Annotated in this window: 12 protein-coding genes and 3 tRNA genes; 12 read left to right on the top strand and 3 right to left on the bottom strand. The window is 49.0% G+C overall.

Features of this window, described 5'->3' with window-relative positions:
* The first annotated feature begins 46 nt into the window (after positions 1 to 46).
* On the top strand, positions 47 to 826 hold the full coding sequence (locus TDIS_RS07600; protein WP_084271021.1) for a DUF72 domain-containing protein: 780 nt from the start codon (positions 47 to 49) through the stop codon (positions 824 to 826).
* The gene (hypD, locus tag TDIS_RS07595) at positions 823 to 1,875 is read left to right on the top strand and encodes a hydrogenase formation protein HypD (protein WP_068670959.1); all 1,053 of its coding nucleotides are present in this window, start codon (positions 823 to 825) and stop codon (positions 1,873 to 1,875) included. The genes TDIS_RS07600 and hypD overlap by 4 nt, the downstream gene beginning before the upstream one ends.
* Here hypD and TDIS_RS07590 read toward each other — a convergent pair.
* Genes TDIS_RS07590 through mobA form a run of 3 tightly spaced genes read right to left on the bottom strand, consistent with a single transcriptional unit; the run spans position 1,825 to position 5,593 of the window.
* Positions 1,825 to 3,834, bottom strand: a complete 2,010-nt coding sequence (locus TDIS_RS07590) for a GAF domain-containing sensor histidine kinase (protein ID WP_068670957.1) — start codon at positions 3,832 to 3,834, stop codon at positions 1,825 to 1,827. The two genes, hypD and TDIS_RS07590, sit on opposite strands and share 51 nt — an antisense overlap.
* Positions 3,831 to 4,970 (bottom strand): response regulator, encoded by a 1,140-nt coding sequence (locus TDIS_RS07585; RefSeq protein WP_068670955.1) that lies wholly within the window; start codon positions 4,968 to 4,970, stop codon positions 3,831 to 3,833. Before TDIS_RS07585 ends, TDIS_RS07590 begins: the two co-directional genes overlap by 4 nt.
* Positions 4,967 to 5,593, bottom strand: coding sequence for a molybdenum cofactor guanylyltransferase (gene mobA / locus TDIS_RS07580; RefSeq protein WP_068670953.1), 627 nt, complete (start codon positions 5,591 to 5,593; stop codon positions 4,967 to 4,969). The genes TDIS_RS07585 and mobA overlap by 4 nt, the downstream gene beginning before the upstream one ends.
* Before the next feature lie 148 nt (positions 5,594 to 5,741).
* Here mobA and sat point away from each other — a divergent pair, with 148 nt between their 5' ends.
* From sat to TDIS_RS07530, 10 genes are all read left to right on the top strand, one after another.
* Positions 5,742 to 7,097, top strand: a complete 1,356-nt coding sequence (gene sat / locus TDIS_RS07575; RefSeq protein ID WP_068670951.1) for a sulfate adenylyltransferase — start codon at positions 5,742 to 5,744, stop codon at positions 7,095 to 7,097.
* Positions 7,098 to 7,127: 30 nt separating this feature from the next.
* Positions 7,128 to 7,487: a DUF6955 family protein gene (locus TDIS_RS07570; RefSeq protein WP_068670949.1), complete on the top strand. Its 360-nt coding sequence runs from the start codon at positions 7,128 to 7,130 to the stop codon at positions 7,485 to 7,487.
* A gap of 177 nt (positions 7,488 to 7,664) precedes the next feature.
* Positions 7,665 to 8,129, top strand: a complete 465-nt coding sequence (aprB, locus tag TDIS_RS07565; RefSeq protein ID WP_068670947.1) for an adenylyl-sulfate reductase subunit beta — start codon at positions 7,665 to 7,667, stop codon at positions 8,127 to 8,129.
* A gap of 43 nt (positions 8,130 to 8,172) precedes the next feature.
* Entirely contained in the window at positions 8,173 to 10,173 is a 2,001-nt protein-coding gene (gene aprA / locus TDIS_RS07560) for an adenylyl-sulfate reductase subunit alpha (protein WP_068670945.1), read from the top strand.
* Positions 10,174 to 10,299: 126 nt separating this feature from the next.
* Positions 10,300 to 11,541, top strand: a complete 1,242-nt coding sequence (locus TDIS_RS07555; protein ID WP_068670943.1) for a CoB--CoM heterodisulfide reductase iron-sulfur subunit A family protein — start codon at positions 10,300 to 10,302, stop codon at positions 11,539 to 11,541.
* A gap of 3 nt (positions 11,542 to 11,544) precedes the next feature.
* Complete coding sequence (locus TDIS_RS07550) at positions 11,545 to 13,743, top strand: hydrogenase iron-sulfur subunit (RefSeq protein ID WP_068670941.1); 2,199 nt, start codon at positions 11,545 to 11,547, stop codon at positions 13,741 to 13,743.
* A gap of 11 nt (positions 13,744 to 13,754) precedes the next feature.
* Positions 13,755 to 15,026 (top strand): quinone-interacting membrane-bound oxidoreductase complex subunit QmoC, encoded by a 1,272-nt coding sequence (qmoC, locus tag TDIS_RS07545; RefSeq protein ID WP_068670939.1) that lies wholly within the window; start codon positions 13,755 to 13,757, stop codon positions 15,024 to 15,026.
* An 80-nt stretch (positions 15,027 to 15,106) separates the two neighbouring features.
* Positions 15,107 to 15,188: transfer RNA gene (locus TDIS_RS07540), tRNA-Tyr, on the top strand.
* A 19-nt stretch (positions 15,189 to 15,207) separates the two neighbouring features.
* Positions 15,208 to 15,280: transfer RNA gene (locus TDIS_RS07535), tRNA-Gly, on the top strand.
* 17 nt (positions 15,281 to 15,297) lie between these two features.
* Positions 15,298 to 15,373, top strand: a tRNA-Thr gene (locus TDIS_RS07530).
* Positions 15,374 to 15,395: the final 22 nt, after the last annotated feature.

Here is a 15,395-nt window from a genome sequence, read left to right as displayed (position 1 = left end):
ATATTTGGCGTAAAAATCTATAATGAGCTTTAGGGGAAGTGTCAATATGGAGATAAGAATCGGCACCTCGGGATGGAACTATCGTCACTGGCGAGGGATTTTTTATCCCAAAAAACTTCCAACGCGCAAATGGCTTTCTTACTACAGCCAATATTTTGATACCGTTGAGGTCAACTCCACCTTTTACGGAACTCCCAAAAAGGAGACCCTGGCCCGCTGGTTAGAGGAGACTCCGGAAGGCTTCCTTTTTGCGGTCAAGGCCAGCCGTTTCATTACCCACCTAAAAAGGTTGAAGGCCGTTGGGGAAGCCCTTGAACGTTTCTTTGAATCCCTCTCTCCGCTTTATCCTAAGCTCGGGGTAATCCTCTTTCAGCTTCCCCCGAGTCTCAAATACGAGCCCGAGTTGATGGAGGAATTTTTATCCCTTATTCCCCGTGATTTTTCAGTCACCCTTGAGATCCGAAATTCGAGCTTTCACAACCGGGACTTTCTTAGACAACTTGAAAGATACGGCGTAGCCCTCTGTCTTTCGGATACCGCCGGACGTTACCCTTCGCTTTTGGAGGTCATAACCGCCGATTTCACCTATATCCGTCTGCACGGTTCTCGGAGCCTTTACCGTTCCTGTTATACCCAAGAGGAGCTTTCCGCTTGGGCAGAAAAGATCCGGGCCTTTTCGGTCCAAAAGGTGTATGTTTATTTTGATAATGACTCTTTGGGATGGGCCCCGGAAAACGCCTTAAGGCTTAAGTCCCTTTTGGGATTTGCGACAAGGGCTCTCCCCGAGGAGGTTTTTAAGACTCTTTCCCGGAGGCCCCTTGAATGAAGGACTTGAAAGCCCTTTTTCAGGAATACCTTGTCCGCCCGGTGACCCTTATGGAGGTCTGTGGTACCCATACCGTAAACATTTTTCGGTTCGGCCTTAGAAGTCTCTTTCCTCCGGAGTTAACCCTTCTTTCTGGTCCTGGGTGTCCGGTTTGCGTAATGCCTCAAGAGGAGATTGATTTTCTTGTTCAGGCAGCCGAGAAACCGGGGGTGACGGTAGCCGTTTTCGGGGATCTTTTGAGAGTTCCCGGTACCCGCGCTTCCCTTAAAGAGGTCAGGGCCCGGGGAGGAGAGGTCAAGATTATCTATTCCCCGTTGGAGGCGGTGGAGCTGGCCGAAACTCACCCTGACCAAAAGGTTCTTTTGGCTGGAGTAGGGTTTGAGACTACGGCTCCGGCCCAAGCTGTGACCGTTCTTGAAGCCCATAAGCGCAGGCTCAAAAATTTCTTTTTCTTTTCGGCCCTGAGATTAATGCCCCCGGCTCTAAGGGCCCTCCTTTCCGATCCCGAAATCAAAATCGACGGCCTTATCCTTCCCGGCCATGTAAGTACCGTCATCGGAAGTCGTCCTTACGAATTTATTCCCCAGAAATTCGGAATCCCGGGTGTGATCACGGGCTTTGAGCCCCGGGACATATTAGAGGGCATTCTCATGCTCTTGAAACTCATCGCCGAGGGTAAGGCTACCATAGCCGTTCAATATCAGCGGGCAGTTCGTCCGGAAGGCAATCCGTGGGGAAAGCGTGTCTTGCGCGAGGTCTTTGTCCCTGCTGAGGGGCGGTGGCGAGGTCTGGGCGAAATTCCGGAAAGCAAACTCCGTCTTAAGGAGGAGTTCAAAGATTTTGAGGCCGAGGAAACCTTGGCTCTCGTTCTTAAGCCCGCTGAAGAAAACCCTACCTGTCGCTGCGGGGAGATACTTAAAGGCAAGCTCCGGCCACCGGACTGTCCCCTTTTTGCCAGGGTCTGTACTCCTGAAAAACCTTACGGGCCCTGCATGGTCTCAAGTGAGGGGGCTTGTGCGGCTTATTTCCGGTTCGAAGTTGAGGACTAGGCGTTGGATCTCGCGTGAAAAGGTTTCGCCGTTCAAGGTACCGGAACCAAGTTCTCGATGTAGGTAAGGATCTGTAAAGGAGATAACTAGTGGGCTTGAAGGGGAAATCTTCCCCGAAATGTTCTGTAGCTCTTCCGGTGACAAGCCCAGATCTATGACTGAAAGTTCATAATTTTCTTTTAAATCGGTATAAATTTCCAGATTTAAACTTGAGATTAGACGCTTGATTTCTTCAAAAAGATGGGGTCTGGCTTTGAGAAAGATTTTTGAGGGCAGGATTGGAAACAGGGAGAGATAACATTTCTTGGCCCTTTCAAGAGACAAGAAACTCGGTCGATCAAGACAGGCAAAATTGGCTCCGAAGATCCAGTAAAGCTCTCCTCTGTCCGAGGCTCGATAGACCAGCAGAGGAATTATAATTCCTTCTTGGTCCAGTTTTTTTAAGACTTTAAAGGCCTCCGAGCCTAAATGCCAAGGATCAAAGGCCAGAGCCCAGTTTTTCTTCTGGGTTTTAAGGATTTTGAGGGCAGGTTCGACTTCTGGGAAGATAGTAGACTTAACTCCTTCAGAAGTTAGATAGAGGGCCATTTTGCGGGCCACTTCAAATCTGGGCTCAAAGACCAACATTTCTAATGTTTTCTTTTCAGGATGTGCTTCTTGGGGGAGAAAGAAGATGAAAAAGCCCCCTCCTTCCGGTGGGCTCAGGGCCATGATGTTTCCGCCTTGGGCCTCGATCAATTCTTTGGATAAGGCCAATCCCAAGCCGAGCCCCTCCGGCTTTTCGGTGAGAAGTTTTCCTCCCTGGATCCAGGGCAGAAAGATGCGGTAAAGATCTTCTGGTTTTACCCCAGGCCCATTGTCTCGCACTTCAAAAGCCATCCAAGACCTTCCATAAAGGTCTTTTTCTAAACGACTCTTTAAGACTATAGTTCCCCCCGGGGGAATGAATTTTAGGGCGTTCGAAATGAGGTTAAAAAGAACCATTTTGGTCTTAAAACTGTCTCCTTTAATCTTCAAGTCATCTGAGAAATCTTTAACTATGAGGGCATTGTGAGAGACTATTTTCTTGTAGAGTAGAAAGACTACCCCGTCTATTAATTCTCCAAGATTGAAAATCTCGGGAGAGTAGCTCTTCCGGGAACGGTCAAGACGGGCAAATTTTTGGATCTCTTCGATGAGTTCCGCAAGATATTGGGTACTAGTTTTAATGTGTTGGAGGTAACGTTTTTGTTTTTCATTAAGCGGTCCAAAGATTTCGGAGAGAAGCATTTCAGAAAAGCCCAATATAGAAGTCAGAGGCGTTCGGAATTCATGCCCTAAATTGGCGAGCCACCGAGTTTGATTTTCTTTGAGACTTTGTATCTCGAGGTCCTTTTTGTGGATCTGATCTTTTGAAAGATAGATTTTCTTTTCAAGAATCTTTATGGTTTTTTCTTTGTTCTTTACCACTTCAAAGACCCGAAGAGCCAAAGAAACCAGGGCCACGTGGGGCTTTAGGAGATCGAGGTTTTCCTGAGAGAAAAAATCCTCTTTGGTGGAGTAGAAGTTCAGGGTACCAAAAACTTTATCTTTGGTGGTCAATGGAATGGCCGCCGAAGAACGGAAACCGAAATGCAGGGCTCGATCCCTCCAAGGAGCAAAGCTTTTAGAGAGGTGAATGTGTGGTTCTATGATAGTGGTCTTTTTGAGGATGGCCTGTCCGGTTGGGCCTTGAGACAGATTCGGGTCATAAATGTTGATCTTCAGGCCTTTGAGGTAAGATGGATACTTCCCTGCGAACCCGATGGGATGAACCTCTCCTGAAGGTTCAAGAAAACCGAGCCATACCAGATCCGCTCCGGTGAGTTTCTTCATGAGCTCACAAATGTGGGCATAAAAAATCCCGGGAGAACTTTCTATCTCTTCCAAGAGGTCTTCGAAGGTCTCTATAAAGATCCGGAGACTGTTGTTAGGTTTCACTTTTTAAGAGGTTTCTCTCGAAGACTTTTTATTAATTGATAGAGTTTGGGAGTCTCACTGTCCTTGAAAGTTTCTTTTATTTTGAGTATTTCTTCGCGGGCTTCAAGAAAGACTTCGGCCACTTTGGGATCGAAGTGGGACCCGATACCTTCCTCAATGATCTTGAAGGCTTCTTCGGTGGAAAGGGCCTTGCGGTAAGGGCGGTCGCTGGTAACGGCATCAAATACGTCTGCTACCGCCACGATCCTAGCGGCAAGCGGTATCTCAGATCCTTTTAGGCCACGGGGATAACCTGTGCCATCCCATCTTTCATGGTGATAAAGAGCCACGATTTCGCCCAATCGTACGAAACCGCTATTGGTGCCTTTCAAAATCTCGGCCCCGATTTCGGTGTGCTTTTTCATAATCTCCCATTCCCGTTCATCCAGGGGGCCGGGCTTGAGGAGCACCTCGTCAGGAATGCCAATTTTCCCGATGTCGTGAAGGGGAGCGGCATAAAGGATGCTTTCCACCACTTCTTCGTTTAATCCCAATCTACGGGCTACAATGGCCGAATAGTGAGCCATACGCTGAATGTGTTCGCCGGTGTGTTCATCACGGTATTCAGCCGCTCTTGAAAGCCTGAAGATTACCTCTAAAGAGAGTTCTTTTATTTTTCGATGGGCTTCTTTAAGGGCCTCTAAGGCCTTTTGTAACTCTTTGGTCTTCTTTTGGACTTCTCGTTCTAGGGCTTCCTTGTGGCGTTTGAGGTGATCTCGATGGGCCTTAACTTCAAGGAGCGATTTGAGACGGGCCTTGAGTTCCGGGAGGGCTACTGGTTTGGTCAGGAAATCGTCTGCTCCGACCTCGAGGGCCTTTACCCGATCCTCGATCTCGCCTAGGGCCGTTACCATTACTACCGGTATATCTTCCGTGTTAGGATCCTTCTTGAGTTTCTCGCAAACCTCAAAGCCGGAGAGCCCTGGCATCATAACATCCAGCAAGATCACATCGGGAAGATACTGACGGGCAAGTTTTAAACCTTCCAGACCATCTCTGGCCTCAATAGTATTGTATCCTAGAGCCTTAATAAAATCACATAAGAGTTCTAAGATGGTGGCATCATCGTCCACACAAAGGATAAGAGGCTTTCTCATAGAAAAAAATGCCTTTTTAATTTTTCGAGATCCTCCCGGTAGTTCACGTTCGCGAAACTCATGCCTTTTTGGTCCCAAACGTACCAGAGTTTCCAAGGAAGGCCAAGAATTTTCTCTGTAGGTAGGCTTTGAAGCCATTTTCGAACGGATTTTTGGCCATAAGATAGGAACCGTTCGAGAGATGGGGCAAGTTTCGGATCATAAACTCCAGGAAAGGGTTCTGGGAGTCCTTCAGGACTGATGCAGAAGACCGCCCAGAAGTTTCCTTTTTCGAAATTGGCTTTGAGGTTTTTTAATAATTCAGGACACAATAAGGGCTGATCACAGGAAGCTACCAATAGATAACTATTTTGATCTAAGTTTTTGAGGGCCGCCAAAAGCCCTGAAAGAGGTCCTGCTCCGGATTGAGCATCTAGGACGGTACGTGCAAAGCATTTCTGCAAATGGGCTTCAGGTTGTGATAAAGAGCGCAGTGAAAGCCAAACCTCTTCACAAACCTGATCCAGGGCCTCTTTGACCCAAAAGACTAAGGGTTTTCCTTTAAGGGTGGCTAGGGCCTTCCCGCCCCCGAATCTTCGGGCTTTACCTCCGGCAAGGATTAATCCGATAGAGCTTCTTTGCATGGAAATTTATTAGCAAATTTTGAATTTTTTGCTATATGGACTTTTTTTTGTCCTTGACAAAAAGACCGGATTAAATCTATAGTTGCTCTGGGCCGTAAAGGTTCAGAATATATAAAGTTTCCAAAATAATGTCTGAAGGAGGTGTATGATGTCAGGTCTTCTTATTGAGCGGCCTCTTCCTCATGGTGGTCGTTTGGTAGAAAGGGTGGTTACGGATAAAAAGGTTGCCCGGAAAATGATTCAGGGCTGTCCTACTTATGAAATTAAGCCCACCCTCCACTATGAGACCGGGGTTCCGGTTAGGAATGTTTACCGAGAGATTATGTCTATCTGTTATGGTTTCTTTAGCCCGGTCGAAGGTTCTATGAAACAGGCTGAGGTGGAAAGGGTTCTAAAGGAGAGGCGTCTTCTTAATGAATGGATTTTCCCTTATCCTTTGGTCTTCGATATCAGTAAGGATGATCTTAATAAACTTGGTGTTACCGTAGGAGATCGTCTCTGTCTTACCCTTAAAGGAAAGCCTTTTGCTATTCTTGATATTGAAGAGATCTATGAAATTGACCCTGAGGAGCTGGCATACAAGACCTTTGGTGATCCAGAGACTAATCCTGAGGTGGTACAGCAGAAGTTCGACAAAAAACACCCGGGATGGGTGATTTATCGCAGCCACCAGCCCTATGTCTTGGCTGGAAAATATACTATTATCAATGAGCCCAAGTTGAAACCGCCTTTTGATCGTTTCTGGTTCCCGCCGCGCAAGGCTCGTGAAGAATTTGATAAGCGTGGTTGGCGCACGGTTATTAATCATCAGACCCGTAACGTTCCTCATGTGGGGCATGAGTTTCTTATGAAATGTGCCGCTTTTACTGGCGACGTAGAACCCTGTCACGGTATCTTGGTGAATGCCGTGATTGGTGTTAAGCGTCGGGGTGACTATCCGGACGAGGCTATTGTCGAGGGTCACGAGGCCGTCAACAAGGGTGGATACATTAAGCCTGAACGTCATCTTGTGAGCATTGTGCTCTGGGATATGCGTTATGGTAATCCGCTTGAGTCTTTGCTCCACGGTATCATCCGTCAGAATATGGGGTGCACCCATCATATGTTTGGTCGTGACCACGCGGCCGTGGGTGAATATTATGACAAGTTTGCTACTCAGATCCTTTGGACCAAGGGTATTCCGAGCTTCGGTTTTCCGGCGCCGCCCACCGAGGTTCCCTATGGTCTGAAGATTCGTCCTCAGAATATGCGAGAGTTCTCTTACTGTCCTACTTGTAAAGAGATGGCGTACTCTGAGACTTGTGGTCATAAGAGGGAGAAGCTTTCGGGAAGCTTTCTGCGCGGCATGGTGGCTGAAGGTGTTCAGCCGCCTAGCATTATCATGCGGCCAGAGGTCTATAAGGTGGTGGTTAAGTGGTGGAAGAAGTTTGGTTATCCGTTCTGTAACGAGAAGTACGTTATTAATAAGGAAAAAGAGCTCGAGGTCGATCTGGAGGACCTTTAAGACTCAAAAAATCGAGAAGGAGGGAAAGAGATGGCCTACTTTATGGTAGTCCTTTTGGATGATAGCCGGATGGCAAAGCTAAGGGGTACGGGCTTGGAAGATAATATTAAATATATGTTTGGTGGTGAGCTCCGCCTTCTAGAGGTAGAGGTATCTGAGGAACTTAAGGATAAAATTTTGGCCGAGTTTGAGACTGCCCGGGTGGACTCTCGTGGAGCGATCACCGATGTCCCGGTGGCCTTTATGAGGGAACTTTTTAATCAAGTAGTAGAAAAGAAGTCTTTGGGGCCAGAGGTGGTTGAAGGGGTCTTGGCTAAGGTGGACGAGATTAAGGAAATGGCGGCTAAGGAGTCTGAGTATCTGCCTCCGCCTGACATTGAAACTGAATAAAGTGATATGAAAGCTTGTGTTTGGAATAGAGGAAATAGGTTAAGGATGCGAAATTGGAGTTAACCGGAAAAAATGGAACTTGAGCCTTGTGGAAGGATTAGGTATGGAAATTAAGAGTTTGAAAGGCTCCCATAGTGGGGGCTCGGGCTAGAAAAAATAAAAAAGGAGGTAGGGAGTATGCCGAGCTATGTTAATCCTGAAAAGTGTGACGGATGTAAGGGAGGGGATCGTACGGTTTGCATGTACATTTGCCCGAACGACCTCATGATTTTGGACACCGAGAATATGAAGGCCTATAACCAAGAGCCGGATCAGTGTTGGGAGTGCTACAGCTGTGTTAAGAGCTGTCCTCAGGGTGCTATTTCGGTGCGGCACTATGCGGACTTTTCTCCGTTGGGTGCTTCTTGTCAGCCTATGCGGGGTACCACGGACATTATGTGGACCATTAAATTCCGTAACGGTGTGGTGAAGCGCTTTAAGTTCCCTATCCGGACTACGCCCGAAGGTTCTGCTGATCCTACGGTTGGAAAGCCTGATCCTGATCTTTCGGCTATTGGTGACAATCGTCTTTTTACGGAGATCGCCGATGGTGTAACTCCTGCCACTCCTGAAAATCCGGTGGCTATTAAGTTTGCGGGGTAAACTGAAAAATCAAAAAAATTTAAAATAGAAAGGAGGGGTAATTATGGGCAGGATTTGGTCTTATAACCCTGGTTTAGAGTGTGCCGAGCCTGAAATCGTTGAGATGGAGACTGATATCCTTTTGGTAGGTGGTGGTATGGCCTGCTGTGGTGCGGCGGTAGAGGCCGTCCGCTGGGCTAAGCCGGCTGGTCTCAAGATTGTTCTCTGTGATAAGGCTGCTCTTGAGCGGTCTGGTGCGGTGGCTATGGGTCTTTCCGCTATCAATACCTATATCGGCGAAAATAAGCCCGATGATTATGTTCGTATGGTTCGTTGCGACCTGATGGGAATCATTAGAGAGGATCTTTCTTTCGATGTTGGCCGTCACGTGGATGATACTGTTCACTGCTTTGAGGACTGGGGTCTGCCTATCTGGAAGACTACCGACGATGGTAAGACTATCGATGGTGCGGAGGCTAAGGCGAAGGGGCTCACTCTTCGTGGGGGTGCCAAGCCGGTTCGTTCCGGTCGTTGGCAGATCATGATCAACGGTGAGTCCTATAAGGTCATCGTGGCCGAGGCTGCCAAGAACGCTATGGATCAGATGGGTGAGAATGGTGTGATCCTTGAGCGTGTCTTCATTGTTCGTCCTCTCATGGATGCTAACGAGCCCAACCGTTGCTGCGGTGGTGTGGGTTTCTCTGTTCGTGAGAACAAGGTTTATATCATCAAGGCCAATGCTACCCTGGTTGCCACTGGTGGTGCGGTTAACATCTTCCGTCCGCGTTCTGTTGGTGAAGGTCAGGGGCGTGCTTGGTATCCCGTCTGGAACCCCGGTTCCGGTTATGCCATGTTCGCTATGAGCGGTGCCAAGCTGGTCCTTATGGAGAACCGTTTTGTTCCCGCTCGTTTTAAGGACGGTTATGGTCCGGTTGGTGCCTGGTTCCTCCTCTTTAAGGCCCGGGCTACCAACGCCTTCGATGAGGACTATATTGCCAAGCATAAGGACGAACTCAAGAAGTTCGCTCCTTACAGCGAAGCCTCCGTGGTGGGTACCTGTCTGCGTAACCACGCCATGCTGATTGAGATGAAAGAGGGTCGTGGTCCTATCTTTATGCACACCGAGTGGGCTCTTCAGGAGTCCATGAAGAATATGGATAAGAAAGAGTTCAAGAAGCTTGAGGCTGAGGCCTGGGAAGACTTTCTTGACATGTGCGTCACTCAGGCTGGTCTCTGGGCCTGCTTGAACATTGAGCCCGAGAAGGTGCCTTCCGAGATCATGCCTACCGAGCCTTACTTCCTCGGTTCGCACGCCGGTTGTGCGGGTGCCTGGTGCTGTGGTCCGGATGAAGACTGGGTGCCTGAGGAATATCGGAAGGCTTGGGATGACGTTGGTCGTTACAACCGTATGACCACGGTCAAGGGTATGTTTGCTGCCGGTGACACCGTGGGTGCTTGCGGTCATAAGTTCTCCTCTGGTTCCCATGTGGAGGGTCGTATTGCGGCCAAGGCTATGATCAAGTTCTGTCTGGATAATAAGGACTTCAAGCCCACTCCGAAGGAGAATCCCGAGGAGCTGAAGAAAGAAATTTATGGTCCTTGGTATCGCTTCCAGGAGTTCAAGAACGCCACCACGGTTTATGAGATCAACCCCAATTACCTCCTGCCGCGTCAGATCCAGCTCCGTCTTATGAAGATTATGGACGAGTATGTGGCTGGAATTGCCACTTACTATCAGACCAACAAGATCATGCTCGAGCGCGGCCTTGAGCTCCTCACTATGCTCAAGGAGGATATGCAGAAGGCTGCGGCTCGTGACCTCCATGAGCTCATGAGGGCTTGGGAGAATATCCACCGTGTCTGGACCGCGGAGCTCCATCTCCGTCATGTGCTCTTCCGTGAGGAGACTCGTTATCCTGGTTACTACTATCGGGCCGACTTCCCTGAGCTTGATGATCAGAACTGGCGTTGCTTTACCCTCTCTCGCTGGAATCCTGAGACCGGTGAGTGGGAGATGGAGAAGTTCCCCTACATTCAGATCATTCCTGATCCTCTGGGACCGTAAGCGCGGTTTAGGAAAATTTGAGGGGGGGCTAAGCCCCCCCTTTTTTGGGCCTGCTTGGTTTGGGCGGGAGGCCATTTATCGGCCTTCGGTGCAAGCCAAGCGTGATAAAACCGGGAGGAGGAAGTTATGGCTTACGATAAGATTTTGGTGGTCGGAGGAGGGATAAGTGGTATTACGGCGGCTGTGGAAGCAGCCGAGATGGAATATGACGTGTATTTGGTCGAAAAGCAGCCTTCTTTGGGAGGTCGTGTGGCACAGCTTCGTTATTATTTTCCGAAGCTTTGCCCCCCTACCTGTGGTCTGGAAATGAATTATCGTCGCATAAAGACCAATCCTCGGATTACGGTTTACACTATGGCCAATATAAAAAACATTTCCGGGGGGCCGGGTAATTACAAGGTTACGGTGGAGATAGCTCCTCGATACGTCAATGAGAATTGTACGGCCTGTGGAGAATGTGAAAAGGTCTGTCAGGGAGAGAGGGTAAGCGACTTTGATTTTGGCCTGACTAAGACCAAGGCTATTTATCTGCCTAGTCCCATGGCCTTTCCTCTGCGTTACGTGCTTGATAAGTCGGCACTGGCGGACGGCGATCTGGATCGTATTATGGCGGCCTGCAAATATAATGCCATTGAGCCTGATATGCAGCCTGAAACGGTTGAGCTTGAAGTCGGGGCCATCATTTGGGCCACGGGTTGGAAGCCATATGATGCCACTAAACTCGACAACTTGGGCTATGGGCGTTTCGCTAACGTGATTACTAATATGGAAATGGAACGCCTGGCTTCACCTACGGGCCCCACGGGAGGCAAGATTCTTAGACCCTCCGATCAAACCGAACCCAAGACTGTGGCCTTTGTACAGTGTGCCGGCTCAAGGGATGAAAATCACCTTCCCTATTGCTCTTATATCTGCTGTTTGGCTTCTCTAAAGCAGAGTCTTTATCTTGCAGAGCAGGACTCGGAGACAAATATCTATTTCTTTTATATAGACATTCGTACTCCGGGACGATATGAGAAGTTTTTGCGTCGGGCTCAGGAGGAGGCTCGGATCAATTTTATTAAAGGGAAAGTGGCCAAAATCGAAGAGGATCCTGAGACCAAAGACTTGATTGTTACGGCTGAAGACGCTATTTCCGGAAAACGAGTCAATCAACGGGTGAATATGGTGGTGTTAGCTCTAGGTATGCAGCCTTCGCTGGCGGTGGAAGGTGTGCCCGGGGTAGCGGTGGATGAAAACGGATTTGTGAAGATTTCGGATGGCATGTATGCTTGTGGCTGCGCCCGGATGCCACTGGACGTGATGACCTCCAACGAGACGGCTACGGCCGCAGCCTTGAAAGCTATTCAGACTATTGTAAGGGGGTAATCCATGAAGATAGGGGCTTTTATTTGTACCTCTTGTAATATAGGGGATCGGCTTGAAGTGGGAGATTTGGAAGCCGCGGCTAAAGATCAGGGAGCGGCGGTCGCGGTCTCAAAGGAATTCCTCTGTAGTAAGGAAGGGGTGGCTTTTATTGGTGAAACCATCAAAAACGAAGAGCTTGATGGTGTGGCCATTTGCGCCTGCTCTCCGCGGGTGAACTATGATGTTTTTAACTTTGGGAATGTAAGAGTCGAGCGAGTAAGCCTGCGGGAAGGGGTGGTCTGGAGTCGTTTCCCTGTACCGGATGAAGGCGAGGAAGAGGTGGATGATTCCAAGGAAGTTGCCGAAGGGACTACTTTTAAAGATGAGTTGATGTCTCTGGCTAAAGATTACGTCCGTATGGGCGTAGCTAAGCTCATGAACTCCCAGGCTCCGGTCCCTTATCAGCCTGAGGAAGAGATTTCGAAGACCGTATTGGTGATTGGTGGTGGGGTAGCCGGTATGACCGCGGCTCTGGAAGTGGCCAAAGCTGGTCATCAGGCCATCATTGTGGAAAAGGAGAATGAACTGGGTGGCTTTGTGGCCAAGATGAAGGCCCAGATCAAGGCCGAGGCTCCTTTTGATGGGCTTTCCGAGCCGGTGACGGATCGGCTAATCTCGGAAGTTCAAAATAATGAGAACATAACGGTGTATACCGGTTCTCAAGTGACCAGCATTAAGGGGGCTCCGGGGCTTTTTAGGGTGACCATCAAGAAGGGAGGAAGCGAGGAGGAGATTAAGATAGGCGCCATTGTGGTGGCTGCTGGTTGGAAACCTTATGATGCTTCCAAACTTGAAGAGTTGGGATATGGAAAGTTTGCGGATGTGGTCACCAATGTGGAATTCGAAGAAATGTGCGCTAAAGGAGAGCTCAAACGCCGTTCGGATGGGGCCCCGGTAAAAAGTGTCCTTTTTGTGCAGTGTGCTGGGCAGCGCGACGAGAATCATCTAGCCTATTGTTCGTCGGTTTGTTGTATGGTTTCTCTCAAGCAGGCGAAGTATATTCGGGAGACTGATCCAGAGGCTAAGGCTTTTATTATTTATAAAGATATGCGGACAGCGGGTATTTATGAGAATTTCTATAAAGCTATGCAGGATGATCCTGGAATTTTCCTTACCAAGGGGGAAATTAAAGAGATCAGCGAGGAAGAAGGGAAATTGTTGGTGAAGGTAGATCAGACCCTCCTTGGTGAGGAGCTTGAGATTCCGGTAGATATGGTGGTGTTGGCTACCGGTATGGTTCCGGCTACGGCCGATGATCCTATTATTCCACTTGAGTATCGACAGGGAGCTGGTTTTCCGGAACTAGAACTCTTTTACGGTTTTGCAGATTCTAACTACATTTGTTTCCCTTATGAGACGCGGCGTACGGGTATTTATGCTGCGGGAGCGGTTCACCAGCCCATGACTGTTTTTCAGGCCATGGAGGACGCTACTGGAGCGGCATTGAAGGCCCTTCAGTGCCTCAAGGCTATTGAAATGGGGCATGCGGTTCATCCGCGGACGTGGGATTTCGCCTATCCGGAATGGGATCTCAAGATGTGTACCCAGTGTAAGCGGTGTACGGAGGAGTGTCCTTTTGGGGCCCTAGATGAGACGGAAGATGGTACTCCCATGCCCAATCCAACCCGTTGTCGCCGTTGTGGAACCTGTTTCGGAGCCTGTCCGCAGCGAATCATCAACTTCAAAGACTACAGCATTGACATGGTTACCCAGATGATCAAGGCCTGTGAGATGCCGGAGCCGGATTACGGGCTCTATCGGGTCCTGGCACTGGTGTGTGAAAACGATGCCCTTCCGGCCCTGGATATGGCGGCTTACAAGCGTCTAAATATCCCGGTAGCTATTCGGGTGATTCCGGTGCGTTGTCTGGGAGCGGTGAATGTGTCGTTTATCAAGGACGCCATGAGCAGTGGTTATGATGGTATCATCCTGCTGGGTTGTAAGTTCGGTGAGAATTATCAGTGTCATTTCATTAAGGGTAGTGAGCTTGCCAATCGACGGATGGAAAATGTAGCCGAAACCTTGCAGCAGCTAGCCCTTGAGAACGAGCGGGTTAAGATTGAGATCGTGGCTATTGACGAGGTTGAGAGGATACCTCAGATTTTGGGTGACTTTGTGGCCATGCTTCAGGAATTTGGAGAAAGCCCATTTAAGGGATGGTAAGGAGGTAGAATATGGCCCGTATAGAGCCCGATGTAAGAATTGTAGAAGAAATTCAGTCGGCTGGTGGGGATACGGTCAAGAAGTGTTATCAGTGCGCAACCTGTGCCACGGTTTGCCCCCTGTCTCAGGACGAGATGCCTTTCCCTCGGAAGCAGATGCTCATGGGACAGTGGGGACTCAAGGAGCGTCTCCTTTCGGATCCTAGTATTTGGCTGTGTCACCAGTGTGGGGACTGTACAGTTTATTGTCCCCGGGGAGCAAAGCCTGGAGATGTCTTGGGGGCCCTGCGGAATATGGCCGTGCGGGAGCTCTCGGAGTTTAAGTTCCTTTGGACCTTTTATAACAAGCCCTGGGGACTTCCTATAATCTTTTTGATCGCTTTCTTTTTTGTTTTTCTCTCTTTTTCTTTCTTCTTTGGGGGTATTCCCGGTATCTTCAGCCTAGATCTGATTCCGGTGCTATCGCTGGACGTTCATGAGTCAGTGAGAAGGGTTTTGATGGTAGATGCTATTTTTGTTCCTCTGGCAGCGTTTGTGGTGGTGATGGCGGGTATAGGAATAAATCGGATGTGGAATGGTATGTGCCAGAATGTAAATATCCCGGCGGCTTATCAAAAGAGCCTGTGGGGTATTCTGAAGATCTATTTAGTCCCGGCGATCAAGGAGATTTTAGCCCATTCCCGGTTCCGGGATTGTGGGGCTAACCAGTGGCGTTTTAATGGTCACCGGATGCTCCTTTGGTCCTTTATTATCCTGGCGTTTGTTACGGGTGTGGTTTTTATCGCAGCCGATGTGTTCGGCTTCCATACTCCCTGGCCTCTTTATAACCCTATTAAGATTTTGGCCAATATTGGGGCCATTCTCTTGCTCTATGGAGTAATCAGTCTGATAGCCAATCGGAGCCGGGCCTCGGCTGAGGGCAAGCTTAGCAGCAGTTATCAGGATTGGTTTCTCATTTATCTTATTTTGGCGGTGGGTGTTACTGGTCTCCTTACGGAGATTTTGAGGCTGGTTCACAACGCCTTTTATCCCGGTATGTACGCCCTTCATCTGATAGCGGTTTTCATGCTCTTTTTGAGTATCCCTTACTCCAAGTTTGCGCATCTCATTTACCGGACCACGGCCTATGTGTTTGATCTTTACGTCAAAGACGTGAGGGCTCAGATGGCTGCCCTGGAGGTGAAAGAAGAGGCTTCGCCTCAGGAGGAAGTTAAAGAGGAGGCTCCGGAGGAGGCCTCTCAGGAAGAATCTTCTGAGGAGACTAAGGCCGAAGGAAATAGTTAGTCTTTTGATATTCTTGACACCCCAAAGGTTTCTATTATAATTAAGGAGCAGGTCTGAAGGGTCAGACCTGCTTTTTTGATGGAGGGGTTCCCGAGTGGTCAAAGGGGTCGGGCTGTAAACCCGATGGCTCAGCCTTCGGAGGTTCGAATCCTCCCCCCTCCACTTTTTGTTGAATGAGGGAGCGGGAGTAGCTCAAGTGGTAGAGCATCAGCCTTCCAAGCTGAGGGTTGCGGGTTCGAGTCCCGTCTCCCGCTCTTGTAGAGTTTAAGGAGCCCACGTAGCTCAGGAGGTAGAGCACTTCCTTGGTAAGGAAGAGGTCACCGGTTCGAGTCCGGTCGTGGGCTCCAGAGATTTAGCTCGATAAAATAG

Origin of the sequence: Thermosulfurimonas dismutans (genome assembly GCF_001652585.1) — a bacterium.
GTDB classification, from domain to species: Bacteria; Desulfobacterota; Thermodesulfobacteria; order Thermodesulfobacteriales; family Thermodesulfobacteriaceae; genus Thermosulfurimonas; species Thermosulfurimonas dismutans.
Note: the sequence above shows the minus strand (reverse complement) of the source record. Positions and strands in the feature narration are given on the sequence as shown.